Here is an 18,608-nt window from a genome sequence, read left to right as displayed (position 1 = left end):
GCTGGCCCTTCGTTTTTGCGATGCAGTCTTGCTGCAGCTTACTGCAGGTCGAAGCGATCTGCGTTCATCACCTTCACCCAGGCGGCGACGAAATCCGTCACGAATTTCTCCTGGTTGTCGTCCTGGGCATAGACTTCCGCATAGGCGCGCAGCACCGAGTTCGAACCGAAAACGAGATCGGCGCGGGTCGCGGTGAACTTCTTCTCACCCGTCTTGCGGTCGCAGATGTCGTAGGAGTTCTTGCCCGTCGGCTTCCAGGTGAAGGCCATGTCGGTCAGGTTGACGAAGAAATCGTTCGTCAGCTGGCCTTCGCGGGTGGTGAAGACGCCATGATTGGTGCCGCCGTGATTGGTGCCAAGCACACGCAGACCCCCGAGCAGCACGGTCATTTCCGCACCCGTCAGACCCATCAGCTGGGCGCGGTCGAGCAGCATTTCTTCGGGGCTGACGACATAGTCCTTCTTGGCCCAGTTGCGGAAACCATCGGCCAGCGGCTCAAGCGGCGCAAAGCTTGCCGCATCCGTCTGCTCGGCGGTGGCATCCCCGCGACCGGCGGCAAACGGGACGGTGACGGCGTAGCCGGCAGCCTTGGCGGCCTGCTCGATGCCGACATTGCCGGCGAGAACGATGACGTCGGCAACGCTTGCGCCGAATTCCGCGGCGATCGGTTCCAGCACCGAAAGAACCTTGCCGAGGCGGGCCGGCTCATTGCCTTCCCATTCGCGCTGCGGGGCGAGCCGGATGCGGGCACCGTTCGCACCGCCGCGCATGTCGGACTGGCGATAGGTGCGGGCGCTGTCCCAGGCTGTCGAAACGAGGTCGGCGATCGACAGGCCGGAGGCCGCAATCTTCGCCTTCACGCCGTTGATGTCGAAGTCGCGCGGACCTTCCGGGATCGGGTCCTGCCAGATCAGGTCTTCGGTCGGTGCTTCCGGTCCGATGTAGCGGACCTTCGGGCCGAGGTCGCGGTGGGTCAGCTTGAACCAGGCGCGAGCAAACGTGTCCTGGAAGTAGGCCGGGTCCGCCATGAAGCGCTCGCAGATGGCGCGGTAAGCCGGGTCGACCTTCATCGCCATGTCGGCATCGGTCATCATCGGCATGCGACGGATCGACGGATCGGACGCATCGACCGGCATGTGCTCTTCCTTGATGCCGATCGGCTGCCACTGCTGAGCACCGGCAGGGCTGTGGGTCAGCTCCCAGTCATAGCCGAACAGCAGCTCGAAATAGCCCATGTCGAAGACCGTCGGATTGGTCGTCCATGCGCCTTCGATACCCGAGGTCACGGCAAGGCTCGCCTTACCGTTCTGGTTCGGGTTCATCCAGCCGAAGCCCTGGTTTTCCAGGTCGCCGGCTTCCGGCTCGACGCCGAGCGCCTGCGCGCTGCCATTGCCGTGGGCCTTGCCGACGGTGTGACCACCGGCGGTCAAAGCTGCGGTTTCTTCGTCGTTCATTGCCATGCGGGCGAAGGTTTCGCGAACCTGGGCGGCGGTCGCCAGCGGGTCCGGCTTGCCGTTCACGCCTTCCGGATTGACGTAGATGAGGCCCATCTGCACGGCAGCCAGCGGGTTTTCCATCGTGTCCGGCTTGGAGACGTCGTCATAGCGATTGTCGGAGGGGGCGAGCCATTCCTTCTCGGCGCCCCAGTAGACGTCCTTCTCCGGACCCCAGATGTCGGTGCGACCGAAGGAGAAGCCGAAGGTCTTCAGGCCCATGTCCTCATAGGCGACGGTGCCGGCGAGGATGATCAGGTCGGCCCAGGAGATCTTGTTGCCGTATTTCTTCTTCAGCGGCCAGAGAAGGCGGCGGGCCTTGTCGAGGCTCGCATTGTCGGGCCAGGAATTGAGCGGCGCGAAACGAATGTTGCCGGTACCACCGCCGCCACGGCCGTCGGCCAGGCGATAGGAGCCGGCGGAGTGCCAGGCGAGACGGATCATCAGGCCGCCGTAGTGACCCCAGTCGGCCGGCCACCAGTCCTGGCTGTCGCGGAACAGGGCCTTCATGTCGGCCTTCAGCGCTGCCACGTCGAGCTGCTTGACGGCCTCACGATAGTTGAAGTCCTTGCCCATCGGGTTGGTCTTCGTATCGTGCTGATGCAGGATATCGAGGTTCAGCGCATTCGGCCACCAGGCCATGACAGTGGAGCCGGATTCGGTGTTCGAACCGTGCATGACCGGACATTGGCCGGCGCCTTTTTTGCTCAGGGTATCCATGATCTACCTCCTTGAAGAACCCGCATGTTTTCAGTCGTTCCCGGCGTTCTAGAGCACGCCTGCATTACGACCTGATGAAATCGAGACGCGGTCCGGGGACCCCGTTACCGCCGTGCGTGACCTGCCCACCCCTTTTGCGAACAGGCCACCCGTCCGGGCGTCGCTGCCCAGTTTCAGCCTCATCTGGAATCGTTCTAGCAAACCGCGACGATTAATGTAATTTGGAAATAGTGATCAGTTCCATAGGAAAAGGTTATGATAAATTTCACCTTGCGTCAGTTGCGGTATTTTGAAGCGCTCGCGCGGCACGGGCATTTTGGCCGAGCCGCTGAAGACTGCGCAATTTCACAACCGGCGCTCTCCGTGCAGATCCGGGATCTGGAACAGGCACTGGGCGCCGAGTTGTTCGAACGTGCCGCGCGGCAGGTTCGCCTTTCTGCGTTTGGCGAAGAATTCGTGATCAGGGTCCGTGACGTGCTGCGGTCGGTGGATGAGCTCGGCGACCTCGCCCGCGCTCACCAGAGCCAGTTGCAGGGGCGTCTGCGCATCGGCGTTATCCCCACCGTCGCGCCCTATCTCCTGCCTGCGATGATCTCCGACATCACCCGGGCCAATAGCGGCCTCGATATCCATATCCGCGAGAGCGTGACACCGAAGCTTTTGCAGGAATTGCATGAAGGGCGGCTTGATACGGCCATCGTTGCGCTGCCAGTGTCAGAGCCGGCAATGCAGGAAACACCAATCTTTCGCGAAAATTTTGTGCTGGTGCGGCCGCGCGCGGACGAGGGAAAGCCGGTGCCGAGCCGCGACAGGCTAAGGGAAATGCGCCTGTTGCTTCTGGAGGAGGGACACTGCTTCCGCGACCAGGCGCTCTCCTTCTGCGAAATGGGCACGACCCGCCCGCGCGAGATCCTCGACGGCAGCTCGCTGTCGACACTGGTGCAGATGGTCGGCGCCGGCATCGGCGTTACCCTCATCCCCGAGATCGCCATGCCGGTTGAAACCCGTTCCGCGGAGGTGTCGGTTGCTCATTTCGAGGACCCGCAACCCTCCCGGACCATTGGCATGATCTGGCGCAAGACAAGCCCGATTGCGCGTCAGTTGACCGAAGTGGCCGATATTGTCCGGCTGGCGGCAACCCGCTGCGGCTGTACAGCGGGTTGATTCTGGCGGAGGGGCCGGAGGCGAGAGGGGTGGCGATTGCCGCCCTCAGTCTGTCGTGGCCGCTGCGCCGCGTTCCCAGTACCAGGCGCAATATTGCTTGCGGCGTTTGCGTCCGCGTGCGGCGAGATAGGCTTTGAAAGCGCGCACGTCATCCTTCTCGCAGGCGAACCAGACAAAGCTATCATCATCAAGGCCCTCAACCGCCGCACAGGCCTCGCGTCGGAGTAGGCCGACATCGTCAGCCGCGTAGGCAGAACGGTGCAGCCAGCGCACCGAAAGGTTGGCGGCTGTCTGGAAGACCTGTTCTTCCGCAGCATCTTCCACCTCGATGATGGCTTGCAGTGTTACCCCCTCAGGAGCTTCCTCTGCCATGCGGGCAATCGCTGGCAGGGCGCTTTCGTCGCCAGCCAGGAAGATCCGCTCGGCATCTGGCAGCCCGCCACCGCCGGGGCCCATCAGGGCGACCCGGTCGCCAGGCTTCGCGTCCCGGGCGAAATCGGCGCCGGGAGTGGCAATGCCTTCCGCCGGGTGCTGAAGGAAATCGATGCTGACATGTCCCTTCTCGGCATCCACCGAACGAATGGTGTAGATCCTGACGACCAACGCATCCTCGCCCGTGGGCCAACCAATGCGACCGTCTTCCTTGAGCGCCGGCCAGCGTGGCTTGCGACCTCTCGGCGGCACCAGAAGACGGACATGCATGTGGTGGTCGAGAAAAGGTTTCACATCGGTGCAGGCGAAGGTCACGCGGCGCATCTTCGGTGTGATGACGGCAGTCGAGACAACCGTTACCTCCTGCAGATTGGCTGGGGTAATCTGCGGGGCAGGTCTCGCCCAATCGAGCGAGAAAGGCTTATCGCCAGCGAAATAGTAGAGATGCTCCGCAAACATGGTGCGTGTGGCCTCAAGCTCTTCCTCGCTGTCGCAGCCGAGCGCGATGCGCAGAAGATCGTCTTCGCGGGCAATTTCGATTGTCCAGTCATCGCTGTGCAGCGTGGCCACACCGAGGTCGCGATGGACGTCGGCATGTTCGACAAAATGCTCGCAGATTTCGTCCAGCATGGCATCGACATGGGCAGGCCGGGCAAGGCCGGAAAGCAGGAAATCATGATGCGCGGTCATGGTTGAAACTCCAGGGGCTGGGGAAGGGGATGCGAAGCTGCTGCGCTCATGTGGTGGCGTCCGATGGGCAGCATGATGGGGCGACCGGAGGTCGGGTCCGTGATGATCCGGCTATCCAGGCCAAAGACCTGACGGACGGTCTCTTCCGTCAAAACGGATTGAGGCGTGCCCGTGACATGCGGGCGTCCACCAAGCATGGCAACCAGATGATCGGCGTATCGGGCCGCGAGATTGAGGTCATGCAGCACCATCACGATCGTGGTGTTTCTATGCCGGTTGAGATCCGTCAGGAGATCAAGGACCTCGACCTGGTGGCTGATATCGAGAAAGGTGGTCGGCTCGTCGAGCAGCAGGATCTCCGTCTCCTGTGCGAGCGCCATGGCAATCCAGGCTCTTTGCCGTTGCCCGCCGGACAATTCATCGACAGGGCGTTCCGCCAGTTCAACGATCTGCGTCGCTTCCAGTGCTGTGGCAATCGCCTGATCATCGGCCTTTGTCCAGCGGGCAAACAGCCCGTGATGCGGATGCCGGCCACGGCTGACGAGATCGGCAACGGTGATGCCCTCCGGCGCAATCGGCGACTGCGGCAGAAGACCCAGTCTGCGCGCGAGATCGCGTGTCGGCAGACGATGGATGGCTTCTCCATCGAGCAGCACCTCACCCGACAAAGGCTTGATCAGCCGGGACATGGTCTTGAGCAAGGTCGACTTGCCGCAGGCATTGGCGCCGACAATCGCGGTGATTTTGCCCGTGGGAATGGCGATGTCGAGGTCTGAGAGGATGACGGTGTCGCCATAGCCTGACGACAGGTTGCGCGCTTCCAGGTGTGCATCAGTCACGCGGCACCTCCGCTTCGGTTGACCCTGATGATGAGGATGATGAGATAGGGAGCGCCGAGTGCGCCGGTGACCACGCCGACCGGATAGCGACCTGGCAGGAGGAACTGGCCGACGAAATCCCCTGTCAACACCAGTGCGGCACCGATAAGCGCTGCCGGCAGGAGTACGGATCCGCGCCGGCCGATACTGCGGGAGGCGATCGGGCCGGCGAGAAAGGCGACAAACGCGATCGGACCGGTGACGGCCGTTGCCGTTGCAATCAGGCCCACCGCTGAAACGATGACGAGAATGCGGGTGAGGCCAACCGAGACGCCGAGAGCGGTCGCCGTATCTTCACCTGTCCGCATGGCTTCCAGATCGCGCGACTTGGCAAGAAGGATGCCGCCAAAGACCATGAGGGAGACGGCGACCGGGAGCGCCTGTGAAAGCTGCGCGCCATTGAGGCTGCCGGTCAGCCAGCGCATGGCTTCCTGCAGGCTGAAGGCGGGTGCACGTGCCAGCACATAGGCGATCATGCTTTCCAGCATGGCAGAGACGCCGATGCCGACCAGGATCAGTCGTGGACCGGCCACCCCGTTCTTGGCAGAAAGAGCGTAGACCGCGAGCGCAACGCCGAGTCCCGAAACAATCGCGAAAATCGAAACAGCAGGCCCGCTCATCGACAGGACGACAATCGCGAACACGGCAGCGGCACTGGCGCCTGAGGTGATGCCGATAATGTCGGGGCTGGCGAGCGGATTGCGCAGCAGGGTCTGGAAGGCCGCACCACCCAGACCGAAGCTCGCCCCGGCAAGGAGCGCCATCACCGCGCGCGGCAGGCGAAGCTGCCCAACGGTAAAACTTGCGCCAGGCACCGTCTCTCCCGAGAGAACCCTCAGCACATCGCTTAGAGGCGTCGTGGTCTGTCCGAGCATGAGGGTGGCAATGAATCCGAGCAGGAGCATTGCGCCCATGCCGGACAGCATCCAGCTCCATTTGCGCGATTGCCGCCTTCGCCTGCTGGCAATGGTCGCGGTCAAAAGCTCTGCTGCGGTGAGGAAGGGTCTGGTCACAGGTCCCGGACCTTCTGTCTGCGCACGATGAAGATGAAAAACGGCCCGCCGATCAAAGCCGTGACGATGCCGACCTCAAGCTCGGACGGTCTGGCCGCCAGGCGTCCGACGATATCGGCAGCGGTCAGCAGAATGGCACCGCCAATGGCGGAGAATGGCAGGAGCCAGCGGTGATCGACACCGACCAGAAGCCGGCAGGCATGCGGCACCACCAGGCCAACAAATCCGATAGGTCCGCAAACTGCCGTGGTGGCACCACACAGCAGGATGGCGCCGAGCGATGCGCTGGCCCGCGCAAAAGCGACGCGTTCTCCGAGACCCGCAGCCAGTTCATCGCCGAGTGCAAGGGAATTCAGGCGCCGGGCCGAGAGGAGGGAAATGAGAAAGCCGACGGCGAGAAAGACAAGGACGGGCTCGATGCGCTCAAAGGTGGCGCCGCCCACGCCGCCAACCTGCCAGGAGCGCACACCGCCGGCAATATCGGCACGCGGCAGCACGACGGCAATCACCAGCGAGGAAAAGGCAATCGAGGTGGCAGCACCGGCAAGGGCAAGCTTCAGCGGGGTTGCGCCACCGCGCCCAAGTGAGCCAACGCCGTAGACGAAGACCGCCGTCAGCCCGGCCCCAAAGATCGCCGTCCAGATGAAGGCCTCCGCGGAGGTGATGCCGAACCAGACGACGGCGATGACAACGGCGAGCGAAGCGCCAATATTGACGCCGAGAATGCCGGGATCCGCCAAGGGGTTGCGGGTGACGCCCTGCATGACGGCACCGGAAAGCCCGAGCGCTGCACCGGCCACGATGGCGAGCAGCGTGCGGGGAATGCGGGTGGCGACAGCCGCTTGCCCGATTGTCGTGTTTTCTCCAGAGAGCGCCTCGAACGCCTCTGCAAGAGGCACGCTGCGCGTGCCAATCGCAAGCGAGAGCAGGGCAAGCAGCAGGGCAAGGGCCAGCAGGGCCGCAAGCCAAAGCAAGCGCTTGCCAGCTCGCGCGCCTCTTTTGTGAGGCTCTGTCCCTGCATCCGTGCGGCCTGTTGGCATGGGCATCATGGGCTCTTGCGGGCTGCCTCTGCCAGCAATGCAACGTAGTCGGAAAGCACCCAGGTGACGGAAAGCGGGGTCGGATTGGCCGCGGTGCCGACGGCATCCCTGCCAAGCAGCACGATGGCGTCGTGCTTGACCGCCGGCATATGCGCCAGGAGGGGATTGGACTTCATGGCCTGAAGAAGTGTCTGATCGCCATAGGTGACGAGGATATCGACATCGTCGAAATCGTCGATGCGTTCAGCGCTGATCGACCCGGCAAAGCTGCCGGTGGACGATGCCTCTGTCACGCTCTTCGGCATCGACAGGCCGAGATCCTGGAAGAAGCGCACCCTTGTGTCCTGCGTCGTGTAGAAGTTGACCATGCTCAGATCATTGGCGCCGAGATGGGTCACGAACATCGCGGTCTTGCCCTTCAGCTCCGGATATTTGGCAACCTCGGCTGCGATCTTCGTCTCGATATCCGCAATCAGGGCATCTCCCTCGCGGCTCATTCCAAGACCGGCACTGCCAAGCCGGATTGTCTCGCGCCAATCGGTCGACCAGGGTGCCTGCGGGTAGGCGACCACAGGCGCAATCTGGCTCAACGTGTCGTAATCGGCCTGGCTGAGGCCGGAATAGGCGGCGAGAATGACATCCGGCTCGGTGCCAGCCACAGCCTCGAAATCCACGCCATCACCCTCGTCAAACAAGACCGGTGTCTCGGCTTTCAATTCCTTCAGTCGCTCGGCGACCCAAGGCAGTAGGCCATCACCATCCTCATCGCCAAAATTCGCTGCCGCCATGCCGATCGGCACGACGCCAAGCGCAAGCGGCACCTCATGATTGGCCCAGGCAACAGTTGCCACCCGCGATGGCTTTGCCGCCAATTCTGTTGTGCCAAGCGCATGCTCGATCTTCACCGGAAATCCTTTGGTCTCCTCCGCCGACACCTGCCCAACCGTGAGTGAGGTGATCAGAAGGCTGAGGGCAGGGGTGATACGAAAAGGACGCAAAAGGCGGTGCATGAGCAGGCTCTTTCCAGTTTTAAGTTGACTGTCACTCTCAGCTTCATACAGGAAGGTCAAGCGCCTTCCAGCCCGCACGGTAAACGGCAACCCTGATTTTCAGGGGGATTCTACAAAACACGGAATCATACAATACTGGAGTAAATATATCCAGTTAAAGGGGTCCGTGACCGTGTCGAGGATTTCGCAGCAAAGTCGCCGGCCCTGAGGGGGAGCGGGTGATCCATGCGGACGGCATTGGTTGACCTCCAGCGCGGATATCGAGCCGTGATGGGGATTTGGGACGTCAAATCACTGGAAACTGATATGGTCAGAGTAACAACCGCCGGACATACGACACGATCCTCCATCCGCCTCCGCACAGCCATCCTGTTGGGATGCACCGCACTTGCAGCGCTTGCACCCGGCCTCGCCCAGGCGCAGGACGCCGCGACCGACGATGGCACGACGGTTCTTGAGACAATCAATGTTGATGGAGCGGGTCAGGGTGACGCCGATTCCAAGACGGTCGTTGCGACGGAGAGCACGGCTGTCGGCAAGATGCCCGGCGAGATCCACACGACGCCCGCCACCGTATCGGTCATCACCTCCAAGGAAATCGAGCAACGTGGTGCGGATTCCGTCGAGAAGGTGGTTCAATACACCGCAGGTGTGACGACGGACTATTACGGTTCCGACAATCGCTTCGACTATGTCACGATCCGTGGTTTCTCCCCTTTCACCTATCGTGATGGCCTGGCGATCGGTCGCACCTGGCTGGGCGTCAAGGAAGAACCCTATGCCTTCGAGCGTCTGGAGGTCTTGAAGGGCGCGAATTCCACCGGCTTCGGCGTGTCCGATCCCGGCGGCGCCATCAACTACGTCACCAAGACGCCGCGCAGCGAGCGGTTCGGCGAGGTCTATGGCACGACCGGCTCCTTTGCCCACAAGGAGCTGGGTTTCGATTTCGGCGATAATCTCACCGAAGACGACACGCTTTCCTATCGCCTCACCGGCAAGTTCCAGCGCGCCGACGGAGAATTCGACTTCTCGGAAAATGATGAGAATTTCATCATGGGTGGTCTGACCTGGCGCCCCACCGATATGACCAGCCTGAGCGTCGTCTTCGACCATCTGGATCGCGACGCCACACCGAGCGGCGGCGGCCATCCGCGCTTCACCGATTTCGACCGCGATCGCTTCTTTGGCGAGCCAGACTTCAACTACGATGAGACCAACCGCAACACGCTGAGCGTCATGTTCGACCATGATTTCGGCAATGGCCTGACATTCGGGTCGAATGCGCGCTACAGCAAAGTGAATCGCAAATCGGGCTTTGCCTATATCTATGATGCAGATGGCGCGTCCGACACGTCAGATACGGTTGTCGATCGCATCTTCTCGAGCGGCGACGGTTCCAACGAGCAGTTCGTCATTGACGCGCACCTGCTTTATGAAGCCAATTTCGATCAGGTGGAAAGCCGCACACTTGTTGGCGTCGATGGCAAGAGCCTCAAGTCAACCAACGATTCCTACGCGCTCTATCCGCCGATCTGGGGTGGCAATGCACCCGGCATCGATTGGGAAAACCCTGTCTACTCAGGTATCCCTGCACTCGATCCCTCCACACGCGGCAATAACGACCAGACTGCGACGGCCATCTACCTTCAGCAGGATCTGATCTTCTCCGACAGGCTGACGGCCAGCGTCGGCCTGCGCAACGACTGGCTGGATCTCACGGAAAACGATCTTCTGGCCAACACGACCGAACAGGCTGACTACAGCGAGATCAGCAAGCGCGCGGGCCTGAGCTACAAGATCACCGAGGAGCTTGCAGCCTATGCCAGCTACGCGGAATCCGTCGCGCCGCCAAGCACCGGCAACGAGCCTGTCTATGGCAAGCAGTTGGAGGCGGGCCTCAAATATCGCCCCGACGCCTTCCCGGGCATGATCACCGCGTCGATCTATGATCTGACGCTCGAGAACATCACCTCGCGTGAAGGGCCGTTCTACCTTGCATCGACCGTCGACAAGGTCCGTCATCGCGGCTTCGACATCGAAGCCAAGGCGGAAGTCACGCCGAACCTCGAGCTGATTGCGGCCTACAGCTACATCGACTCGAAGATCGTCGATACCAGCACGGCGGCAAGCTCCATCGACGGAAACCGCTTTGCCCAGGTTCCGGAGCACATGGCGTCGCTGTGGGCGAGCTACACGCTGGAAGGCGAAGGCGCGCGCGGCGACATGACCTTCGGCGCCGGTGCGCGCTTCGTCGGCTCCTACTACTTCGGCAACAACAATACGCTGAAGTCGGACAACGCCGTCGTCTTCGACGCCGCCTATTCCTACAACATCAAGGAAAACACGACATTCCAGCTGAATGTCAGCAACATCTTCGATGAAAAGCACATCGCCAATGATGACGGCGGTGCCTACTACTACAACCCCGGTCGGGCGATCTACGCCACCATCCGCCAGACCTGGTAGTCCCAGACCTGGTAGTCAAAGCAAAGCCCCGGGCGAAACGTCCGGGGCTTTCTCGTTTAGCCGTCTTCTCGGCTCCGACGCCAGGCCGCCGGGGTCTCGCCCACAACCTGGCGGAAGACCTTGGTCAGATGCGCCTGATCGGAAAAGCCAAGCTGCGCTGCGATATCTGCGATTGTCAGTGAGGCATCTCCAAGGAGTGCCTGAGCTGCCTCGATGCGACGCTGAAGCTGCCATTGCAGCGGCGTTTTCCCGGTCGTTTCCCGAAAAACAGTCGCGAACCAGCTCTCCGATAAACCGACGACTTCGGCCATTTCGGCGACCGTCAGCCGGTGTTCGCCTGTCAAGGCAAAATGCGCTGAAAGCCGGTTCAATTGCGCCTGGGTGAGCCGCCCCGCGGCTGGGCGTGCCTCGCTTGCCGAGGCTTCCGGTTCCAGCAATCCGATCACGATGCTGCCCACCAGGCTTTCGGCAAACGCCGAGTTGCGCCCATTCCCGGAAAGTTCGCCGGTTACGAGATCAGCCAGCCTCGTCAGGGGCTCCGACTCCTGCAGCTCAATCGGTTTCTTCAGTGTGGCTCTCGCCTGGGAGGCGCCAACCGTCGGCGTCAGATAGCGCATCAAGCGATCCTGATGCAGATGCAGATCGAGATGGGAGAAGCGATGCCGCTGGGTGAAGCGGGTCCAGAGCGGCACGCCCGCCGGGATGAACAGGATCTTCGCCAGCCCGCGATCATTTCTGCCCATATCCTCCTGGCGATGAGCAGCTCTGACCTGGTCACTCACGGTGTTGAAAAACAGCATGATGCGCGGGTCGGGAGAGATGTAGTAGCCGCTGGCTCCGGCATGGGCTTCGGCATCCCAATGCACGCCGACAACGCCGTCAAGGGATCGCCATCGTGGCGGGGCAACAGCACGAATGCCCTCGATTTTTGTCTGCATGGAATGGAGGTAGGTCACTTCGGTCAGTCTCGCGCCACTTTGGCTGGGGGCGCGCCGGGGGCCGCCAGGAAAGCGCCTAACATCGGCCAGAAAACCGTCTCGGTCAACAAAGATGATAATTATTGTCATCTTTTGTGTGAAGGGCACGCCTGCGGGAGACAAAGAAAGGCCGGCGTCTGAGGCGCCGGCCCTAGTTGTGGCGAAGTCTGCGAGGCCTCAGTCTTCTTCTTGAAAGACTTCTTCGCGCTTCTTCTTGACGCTCGGCATGAAGACGATGACGAGAACGGCAAGAGCGATCAGAAGCAGGGTTGCGCTGATCGGGCGTGTGACGAAGGTTGATGGGTCGCCACGGGAAAAGATCATCGCGCGGCGCAGGTTTTCTTCCAGCAGAGGCCCCAGTACGAAGCCGAGCAGCAAGGGCGCGGGCTCGCAGCGCAGCTTGACCAGGAGGTAGCCGCCAAGGCCGAACAGGGCGACGGCATAGAGGTCGTAGACATTGCCGTTGACGCTGTAGACCCCGATCGAGCAGAAGGCCATGATGATTGGGAAGAGCACGTAATAGGGGATCGTGAGAAGCTTCACCCAGAGCCCGATCAGCGGCAGGTTGAGCACCAGCAGCATCAGGTTGCCGATCCACATCGAGGCGATGATGCCCCAGAACAGCGCGGGCTGTTCGCTGGCGACATTCGGGCCGGGCACGATGCCCTGGATGATCATCGCACCGACCATCAGCGCCATCACCGGATTGGCCGGAATGCCGAGTGTCAGCAGCGGGATGAACGAGGTCTGCGCGCCGGCATTGTTGGCCGATTCCGGTCCCGCCACGCCTTCGATGGCGCCATGTCCGAATTCCTTCGGGTTCGTCGCCATCCGCTTTTCCACGGTGTAGGAGGCGAAGGAGGCGAGGATCGCGCCGCCACCCGGCAGGATGCCAAGTGCCGAACCGATGCCCGTGCCGCGCAGCACGGGGCCCACCATACGGCGGAAGTCCTCGCGCGTCGGCATCAGCCCGGAGACCTTGGTGATCAGCACGGACCGGTTTCGATCGCTCTCCAGGTTGCGCAGGATCTCTGCCACCCCGAAGACGCCCACGGCGACCGCGACGAAGTTCAGGCCATCAGCATATTCGCGGATGCCGAGCGTGAAACGCGGCGTGCCGGAATAGATGTCGGTACCGACAAGGCCGAGCAGCAGGCCGAGCGACACCATGGCCAGCGCCTTGAGGATCGATCCATGCGCCAGCGCGATCGATGAGACAAGGCCGACAACCATCAGCGAGAAGTACTCGGCAGCGCCGAATTCGAGCGCGATCTTGGTCAATGGGATGGCAAAGATGGCAACCAGGAAGGTCGATACCGTTCCTGCAAAAAACGAGCCTATGGCGGCAATGGCGAGTGCTGCACCGGCACGCCCCTTGCGGGCCATCTGGTAACCATCGATGGCCGTAACGGCGGAGGAGGACTCTCCCGGCATGTTGATCAGGATGGCGGTGGTCGAGCCGCCATACTGCGCGCCGTAATAGATGCCGGCCAGCATGATCAGTGACGAGACCGGCTCGAGCTGGAAGGTGATCGGCAGGAGCATGGCAATGGTTGCCGTCGCGCCGATGCCGGGGAGCACGCCGATCAGCGTGCCGAGAATGACGCCGATGAGGCAGAAAAACAGGTTTTCGATGGAGCCTGCGGTGGAAAAGCCAAGCGCGAGATTGCTGATGAAATCCATGGTTGGCCCTCAGAAACGGAACCAGGGGCCAAAGCGTTCGAAGGGCAGGCCGAGGCCGTAGCTGAACACAAGGACCGAGAAGAAGGTGATGCCCGTCGCCAGCGCCAGCGCTGCCGGCACCCTTAGGCGCTCGGAGGCAAAGCTTGCGATGAAGGCGGCGACGAAAAGCGCCGGCACGAAACCGGCACCGCGCACGAGAAGCCCGAAGATGATTGGTGCCGGCAGGATGAACAGCATGCCGCGCCAGGCAAGTGCGCCGACGGGGCCTGCCGTGATCTTCATCGACTGGATGAGTATCATTGCGCCGAGCAGGGTCAGGATCGAGGCCAGCACCAGCGGAAAATAGCCAGGGCCCATGCGAAACGCAGTGCCAAGTTCCAGGCCCAGCGACTGGACGGCGAAGAACAGGCCGAGCGCAATGAAGATCAGGCCGCACAGCAGGTCGGCGGTATCGAAGCGTAAGGATTTCATGGAGGCCCTCTAGGCGAGAAGCGCCCGGCGACCGAACGTGACGCCGGCGCAGACGTCGGGCGAAGCCGGCCCTTGCCGCCTCCGCCCGTGGGTGCTGTCTGGCTTAGTCGGCGTACTGGCCGGCCGCCTCGATCACCGGTTTCCAGCGACCGATCTCGCTCTCCAGCTTGGCCTTCAGTGCTTCCGGCGTCACGTCGGCATCGGCTGAAGGCGTCGTTCCCAGTTCGGCAAAGCGGGCAACGACGTTCTCATCCTTCAGCGCCTTTTTCAGGGAGGCATTGAGCTTGGCGATCGCGTCTGCCGGTGTGCCTTTCGGGGTGTAGACGCCGTGCCAGATGCCGACCTGGAAGTCGGCAAGCCCGCCTTCCGTCGCTGTGGGCACGTCTGGAAGAACGTCGAGGCGCGCCGGCGATGTTACAGCATAGGCCTTGATGGTACCGCCCTGGATCTGCTTGGTGGTGTTGGTGGTCTGGTCGCACATGATATCGACCTGGCCGCCGAGCAGATCGGTCATCGCCGGACCCGTGCCCTTGTAGGGAACGGTGACGAGCGGGGTCTCGATCTGGCTCATGAACAGCATGCCGCACAGATGTGAGGCAGCGCCGATACCGGCATTGGCAACGGTCACCTTGTCCTTGTTGGCCTTGACGTATTCCACCATGCCCTTGAGATCGGTCGGCTCGAAGTCCTTGCGGGCAACGATTGTCATCGGCACTTCGGTGACGAGGCCGACATAGTCGAAGGCGTTCAGGGTGTCATAGGCGAGCTTGCGATAGAGCGTGGCACTGGTTGCCATGCCGATATGGTGCAGCAGGATCGTGTACCCGTCCGGCTCCGAACTTGCCACCCGGCCGGCACCAAGCGTGCCACCGGCACCGCCGACATTTTCGACAAGAACCTGCTGACCGAGATCCTTGGACATGGATTCAGCGACGAGACGGGCAACGGTATCCGTTGGACCCCCAGCGGCAAAGGGAACCACCATCGTGATGTTGCGCTCAGGGTAACCTTCCGCCGAGGCCGAAGCAGCAATAAGGGTGGCCGCAAGCGCAGTTGCGCCGACAAGCGACTTGAACAAGGTCATGGATATCCTCCCGATATGACAGATCCCGCCGGATCGGCTCCTCCCGCCGGCTCTGGATGGCGCGATCATCACTGCGATCTCGGCGCCTTCAATGCTCCGCCGCGCCCTGTGCTCAAAAATCGCAAAGAGAAAGGGAAGGGTTGGGTAGGTTCCCGCCCATGGCAGGGGAAACCTGTGTGGATTTCCACCCATTGCCGCGAACGGCCTTTGCCTCACTCTCCCATGTCGAGCGCCATGCTCTTTTCCAGGCCATATTTCTGCATCTTCTCGTAAAGCGTCTTCCGCGAGATGCCGAGCTGTTCGTAAACGGGTTTTAAGGCACCGCCATTCGCGGCAATCGCGTTGGCAATCAACCGCTTCTCATAGGCGGCAACCTTGTCCGCCAGCCTCGGGGACGTCTCGCCGCTGGAGGCCGCGCTTTTCAGCCCCGTATCCAGGCCCAGAACAAGCCGATCGGCCGCGTTGCGCAACTCTCGCACATTGCCCGGCCAGTCGCGCTCTCCGATCTCGGAGCGCACGTCAGTCGCAATCTCCATTTCGTCGCGCCCGTAGCGTGCACACGCTTCCCGCACGAGATGCAGGAAAAGCAGAGGAATATCGGCGCGTCGCTGCGCAAGCGACGGCACGTGGATGGTCACGACGTTGAGGCGGTAGAACAGATCCGCGCGAAAACGACCTGCCGCCACTTCGTCTGCCAGATCGACCTTGCTGGTGGCAAGAAAGCGGACATCAAGCGGCACGCTCTCGTTGGAGCCAAGGCGCGTGATGGTACGTTCCTGCAAGACCCGCAGGAATTTGGCCTGCAGATCGATCGGCATCGAACCAATCTCATCGAGAAGTATCGTGCCGCCGCGCCCGTGTTCGAATTTCCCATAGCGTGTGCGAAGCGCTCCGGGGAAGGCGCCGACTTCGTGACCAAACAACTCACTTTCGATCAAGGTCTCCGGCAGCGATGCGCAGTTGATGGCAATGAAGGGCCCTTTCGCTCGCGCACTGATGTCATGCAGACCGCGCGCCACAACTTCCTTGCCGACCCCGGTTTCGCCGATGATCAGCGTGTCCGCGTCGGTCGCTCCGATCGCCCGCATACGATAGCGGAGGTCCACCATCACCGCTGTGCGGCCGGGCATCCGGGTTTCAAGATCATCGTGCTTGCCGGCAACCGCCTTCAGGCGGCGGTTTTCCAGAACCAGTGACCTGCGATCGAGCGCGTGGCGCAGGACGCCGGCGAGCGCCTGGGCTGAAAACGGCTTCTCGATGAAATCGTAGGCACCCTCCCGCATGGCCTTCACCGCAAGCTGCACGTCACCGTGCCCTGTAAGAAGAATGGCCGGAATTTCGTGATCGAGTTCGCGGATCCGATGCAGCAGCGTCATGCCGTCCATGCCGGGCATCCGAATGTCGGAAACCACCACGCCGTGAAAGCCGAATCCGACATGGCTGAGAACCTCCTCGGCTGATGCGAAAGTCCGGATTTTCAGCCCGTGCAATTCGAGGGCCTGCTGGGTTGAATGACGCAGTTCTTCTTCGTCGTCGACGAGCAAAACAGTGCCCTCGCTCATTCCGCAGCCTCCCTTGATGCTTCAGCCGCCGCCAGCTCAATGCGAAACAGCGCACCACCGCCTTCGCGCGGGCCGACGGAAAGCGTGCCGCCGAAATCCTTGATGATGTTGTAGGAAATTGAAAGCCCAAGGCCGAGCCCCTTGCCAACACCCTTGGTCGAGAAAAACGGATCGAAGATGCGCTCAGTGATCGCCGCCGGAACGCCCGGACCGCGATCCTCGATCTCAAGGACGACTGACTTGCCCTGCGTGAACGCGCGCAGATCGATGTGGCGATCAGGCAGGCCTTCCACAGCATCGCACGCATTGGTGAGAATGTTCACCAGCACCTGCTGCAAGCGCACGGAGCCGCCAAGCACCTTCGGAAGTGCCGGATCGACGTCGACTTGAAGCTCGGCTTGAGCGGACGAGAGCCGCGAGGCGATGATTTCCAGCGTGTCTTCAACGACGTCAGCCAGCGAAACGGCTGACAGTTTTTCATTCGGTTTGCGGGCAAAATTGCGCAGATGCCTTGATATCGAGGCCATCCGATCAATGAGTTTCGAGATCCGGGTAAGATTGTCCTGTGCCTCGCGGGTCCGATCGCGCTCGATCAGCAGGGTGGCGCTATCGGCGTAGGCCTTGGCAGCGGCCAGCGGCTGGTTGAATTCGTGGGAAAGGGCCGCAGACATCTGCCCCAGCACGGCCAGCTTTCCGGCCTGTACGAGATCGGCCTGGGTTTGGCGGAGCTGCGAATTTACCCGCGCCAGATCCGACGTGCGCTCTTCGACACGACGTTCAAGTTCGCTCTGCGCCTCGATCTGCATCAGCATGCGTTCCCGTAGCCGCGCCCTGCGTTGGACGACGACGGACAGACCGAGCGTGGAAAGGCAGAGGAAGAGCAGAATGGCGACAAGCGCTGTGCGGGCCTGGGCATGCAGCGAACCTGTCTCCAGCAACACCGTCACGGTCCATCCGGCATCCGCCATGAAATGATCGAGCGAGAGGTATTCCTGGGCGCCGGTCTTGCTCCTCACCGTCAGCAGGGTCGTCTGGCCATCCGATGTAGAGGTGACGGGCAGCTCCCGCAGGTCGGCATCGGAATAGCGTCGCGAGCCGCTGGTGCGTTCACGCCTATCTGTCGTCAGCGGCAGAAGAGACGTGTAGAGCCAGGCTGGATTGCCGCTCATGAAGACAATGCCTTCCGGGTCGGTCACCAGGATCTTGTATTGGCCGCCCTGCCAAGAGCTTTCGATCCCCTCGATATCGACCTTGAAAACGATGACCCCGCGCACGGCACCGGCCGCTTCAATCGGGGAGGCGAAGTAATAGCCCCTTTTGGCAGACGTCGTCCCAAGAGCGTAGAAACGCGATTGTCTGCCTTCCGCGGCTTCCTGAAAGTACGGACGATAGCTGAAGTTCTCGCCGACAAAGCTCGTTGGCTGGTCGAAATTGCTGGCGGCGATCGTGTTGCCATCCATGGTCATGACATAGATGTCTGAGGATTTCAGCAGTGCGTTTATCGTTTTCAGATAAAGGTTCGCCTCTGCCCGAAGGTTCGGATCATTGGGGGAAAGCGCCAGTGCCTTCATGTCGTCATGATCGGCAATCAGGGCCGGCAATGGCTCGAAGCGGCTGAGATGTCCTGAAAGTGCCGCCGTCGCCAATCGCAAGGCACTGCCTGCCTGCAGCGACGCCTCCGCCATAACGTTGCGCGTCAGCCAGCGATTGCCAACCGTGAGGAGCGTCAGCACCGACACGGCAAGAACAGCCAGCAAGACCCCGATGAGCCGCCTCGCAGTCCAGAAAGCCTGCGCTTTCGCTACTATATTCGTCACAATCGAACTCCTCCCGACGCAAGGATAGCGACCGGGCCCATGCTTTCCAAGGCTTCATGGGAACCTTCCGCGGCGTTGTGACTTGACCACCTGGTGTTTACGATCCTC

General features: G+C 61.6%; 14 protein-coding genes. 2 read left to right on the top strand and 12 right to left on the bottom strand.

Annotated features, from left to right (window positions below):
- Positions 1-38: 38 nt before the first annotated feature.
- A complete protein-coding gene (katG, locus tag FAA97_RS07185; RefSeq protein WP_136597860.1) occupies positions 39-2,213 on the bottom strand; it encodes a catalase/peroxidase HPI in 2,175 nt (724 codons plus the stop codon).
- 255 nt (positions 2,214-2,468) lie between these two features.
- Here katG and FAA97_RS07180 point away from each other — a divergent pair, with 255 nt between their 5' ends.
- Positions 2,469-3,377: a hydrogen peroxide-inducible genes activator gene (locus tag FAA97_RS07180; RefSeq protein WP_136597859.1), complete on the top strand. Its 909-nt coding sequence runs from the start codon at positions 2,469-2,471 to the stop codon at positions 3,375-3,377.
- 45 nt (positions 3,378-3,422) lie between these two features.
- Here FAA97_RS07180 and FAA97_RS07175 read toward each other — a convergent pair whose 3' ends face one another.
- From FAA97_RS07175 to FAA97_RS07155, 5 genes are all read right to left on the bottom strand, one after another.
- On the bottom strand, positions 3,423-4,499 hold the full coding sequence (locus FAA97_RS07175; RefSeq protein ID WP_136597858.1) for a siderophore-interacting protein: 1,077 nt from the start codon (positions 4,497-4,499) through the stop codon (positions 3,423-3,425).
- Positions 4,496-5,338 carry an ABC transporter ATP-binding protein gene (locus tag FAA97_RS07170; RefSeq protein ID WP_136597857.1) on the bottom strand — a complete coding sequence of 281 codons (843 nt, stop codon included), beginning with the start codon at positions 5,336-5,338 and terminating at the stop codon, positions 4,496-4,498. The genes FAA97_RS07175 and FAA97_RS07170 overlap by 4 nt, the downstream gene beginning before the upstream one ends.
- Positions 5,335-6,303 (bottom strand): FecCD family ABC transporter permease, encoded by a 969-nt coding sequence (locus FAA97_RS07165; RefSeq protein ID WP_136598306.1) that lies wholly within the window; start codon positions 6,301-6,303, stop codon positions 5,335-5,337. Before FAA97_RS07165 ends, FAA97_RS07170 begins: the two co-directional genes overlap by 4 nt.
- A gap of 83 nt (positions 6,304-6,386) precedes the next feature.
- Positions 6,387-7,430, bottom strand: a complete 1,044-nt coding sequence (locus FAA97_RS07160; protein ID WP_136598305.1) for a FecCD family ABC transporter permease — start codon at positions 7,428-7,430, stop codon at positions 6,387-6,389.
- 5 nt (positions 7,431-7,435) lie between these two features.
- Complete coding sequence (locus FAA97_RS07155; protein WP_136597856.1) at positions 7,436-8,440, bottom strand: iron-siderophore ABC transporter substrate-binding protein; 1,005 nt, start codon at positions 8,438-8,440, stop codon at positions 7,436-7,438.
- 306 nt (positions 8,441-8,746) lie between these two features.
- Here FAA97_RS07155 and FAA97_RS07150 point away from each other — a divergent pair, with 306 nt between their 5' ends.
- On the top strand, positions 8,747-10,906 hold the full coding sequence (locus tag FAA97_RS07150; protein WP_136597855.1) for a TonB-dependent siderophore receptor: 2,160 nt from the start codon (positions 8,747-8,749) through the stop codon (positions 10,904-10,906).
- A gap of 56 nt (positions 10,907-10,962) precedes the next feature.
- On the opposite strand, the gene FAA97_RS07145 is transcribed toward FAA97_RS07150, so the two are convergent.
- The 6 genes from FAA97_RS07145 to FAA97_RS07120 all read right to left on the bottom strand — a co-directional run bounded on the left by FAA97_RS07145 (position 10,963) and on the right by FAA97_RS07120 (position 18,491).
- Positions 10,963-11,862: a helix-turn-helix domain-containing protein gene (locus tag FAA97_RS07145; RefSeq protein ID WP_136597854.1), complete on the bottom strand. Its 900-nt coding sequence runs from the start codon at positions 11,860-11,862 to the stop codon at positions 10,963-10,965.
- 198 nt (positions 11,863-12,060) lie between these two features.
- A complete protein-coding gene (locus FAA97_RS07140; RefSeq protein ID WP_136597853.1) occupies positions 12,061-13,566 on the bottom strand; it encodes a tripartite tricarboxylate transporter permease in 1,506 nt (501 codons plus the stop codon).
- Positions 13,567-13,575: 9 nt separating this feature from the next.
- On the bottom strand, positions 13,576-14,037 hold the full coding sequence (locus FAA97_RS07135; RefSeq protein WP_136597852.1) for a tripartite tricarboxylate transporter TctB family protein: 462 nt from the start codon (positions 14,035-14,037) through the stop codon (positions 13,576-13,578).
- A gap of 103 nt (positions 14,038-14,140) precedes the next feature.
- Positions 14,141-15,121, bottom strand: a complete 981-nt coding sequence (locus tag FAA97_RS07130) for a tripartite tricarboxylate transporter substrate-binding protein (protein WP_136597851.1) — start codon at positions 15,119-15,121, stop codon at positions 14,141-14,143.
- Positions 15,122-15,333: 212 nt separating this feature from the next.
- Positions 15,334-16,683 carry a sigma-54-dependent transcriptional regulator gene (locus FAA97_RS07125; RefSeq protein WP_136597850.1) on the bottom strand — a complete coding sequence of 450 codons (1,350 nt, stop codon included), beginning with the start codon at positions 16,681-16,683 and terminating at the stop codon, positions 15,334-15,336.
- Positions 16,680-18,491 (bottom strand): sensor histidine kinase, encoded by a 1,812-nt coding sequence (locus tag FAA97_RS07120; protein WP_425467414.1) that lies wholly within the window; start codon positions 18,489-18,491, stop codon positions 16,680-16,682. Before FAA97_RS07120 ends, FAA97_RS07125 begins: the two co-directional genes overlap by 4 nt.
- Positions 18,492-18,608 lie beyond the last annotated feature (117 nt).

Source organism: Peteryoungia ipomoeae, from assembly GCF_004912165.1.
Taxonomy (GTDB): Bacteria; Pseudomonadota; Alphaproteobacteria; order Rhizobiales; family Rhizobiaceae; genus Allorhizobium; species Allorhizobium ipomoeae.
This window is presented reverse-complemented; position numbering and strand designations above follow the sequence as displayed.

Excerpts from the sequence above, each read along its gene's own strand:
- katG (WP_136597860.1), bottom strand. The coding sequence starts at position 2,213 with ATGGATACCCTGAGCAAAAAAGGCGCCGGCCAATGTCCGGTCATGCAC.
- FAA97_RS07180 (WP_136597859.1), top strand. The coding sequence starts at position 2,469 with ATGATAAATTTCACCTTGCGTCAGTTGCGGTATTTTGAAGCGCTCGCG.
- FAA97_RS07175 (WP_136597858.1), bottom strand. The coding sequence starts at position 4,499 with ATGACCGCGCATCATGATTTCCTGCTTTCCGGCCTTGCCCGGCCTGCC.
- FAA97_RS07165 (WP_136598306.1), bottom strand. The coding sequence starts at position 6,303 with ATGCTGTCCGGCATGGGCGCAATGCTCCTGCTCGGATTCATTGCCACC.
- FAA97_RS07160 (WP_136598305.1), bottom strand. The coding sequence starts at position 7,430 with ATGCCAACAGGCCGCACGGATGCAGGGACAGAGCCTCACAAAAGAGGC.
- FAA97_RS07155 (WP_136597856.1), bottom strand. The coding sequence starts at position 8,440 with ATGCACCGCCTTTTGCGTCCTTTTCGTATCACCCCTGCCCTCAGCCTT.
- FAA97_RS07150 (WP_136597855.1), top strand. The coding sequence starts at position 8,747 with ATGGTCAGAGTAACAACCGCCGGACATACGACACGATCCTCCATCCGC.
- FAA97_RS07140 (WP_136597853.1), bottom strand. The coding sequence starts at position 13,566 with ATGGATTTCATCAGCAATCTCGCGCTTGGCTTTTCCACCGCAGGCTCC.
- FAA97_RS07135 (WP_136597852.1), bottom strand. The coding sequence starts at position 14,037 with ATGAAATCCTTACGCTTCGATACCGCCGACCTGCTGTGCGGCCTGATC.
- FAA97_RS07130 (WP_136597851.1), bottom strand. The coding sequence starts at position 15,121 with ATGACCTTGTTCAAGTCGCTTGTCGGCGCAACTGCGCTTGCGGCCACC.
- FAA97_RS07125 (WP_136597850.1), bottom strand. The coding sequence starts at position 16,683 with ATGAGCGAGGGCACTGTTTTGCTCGTCGACGACGAAGAAGAACTGCGT.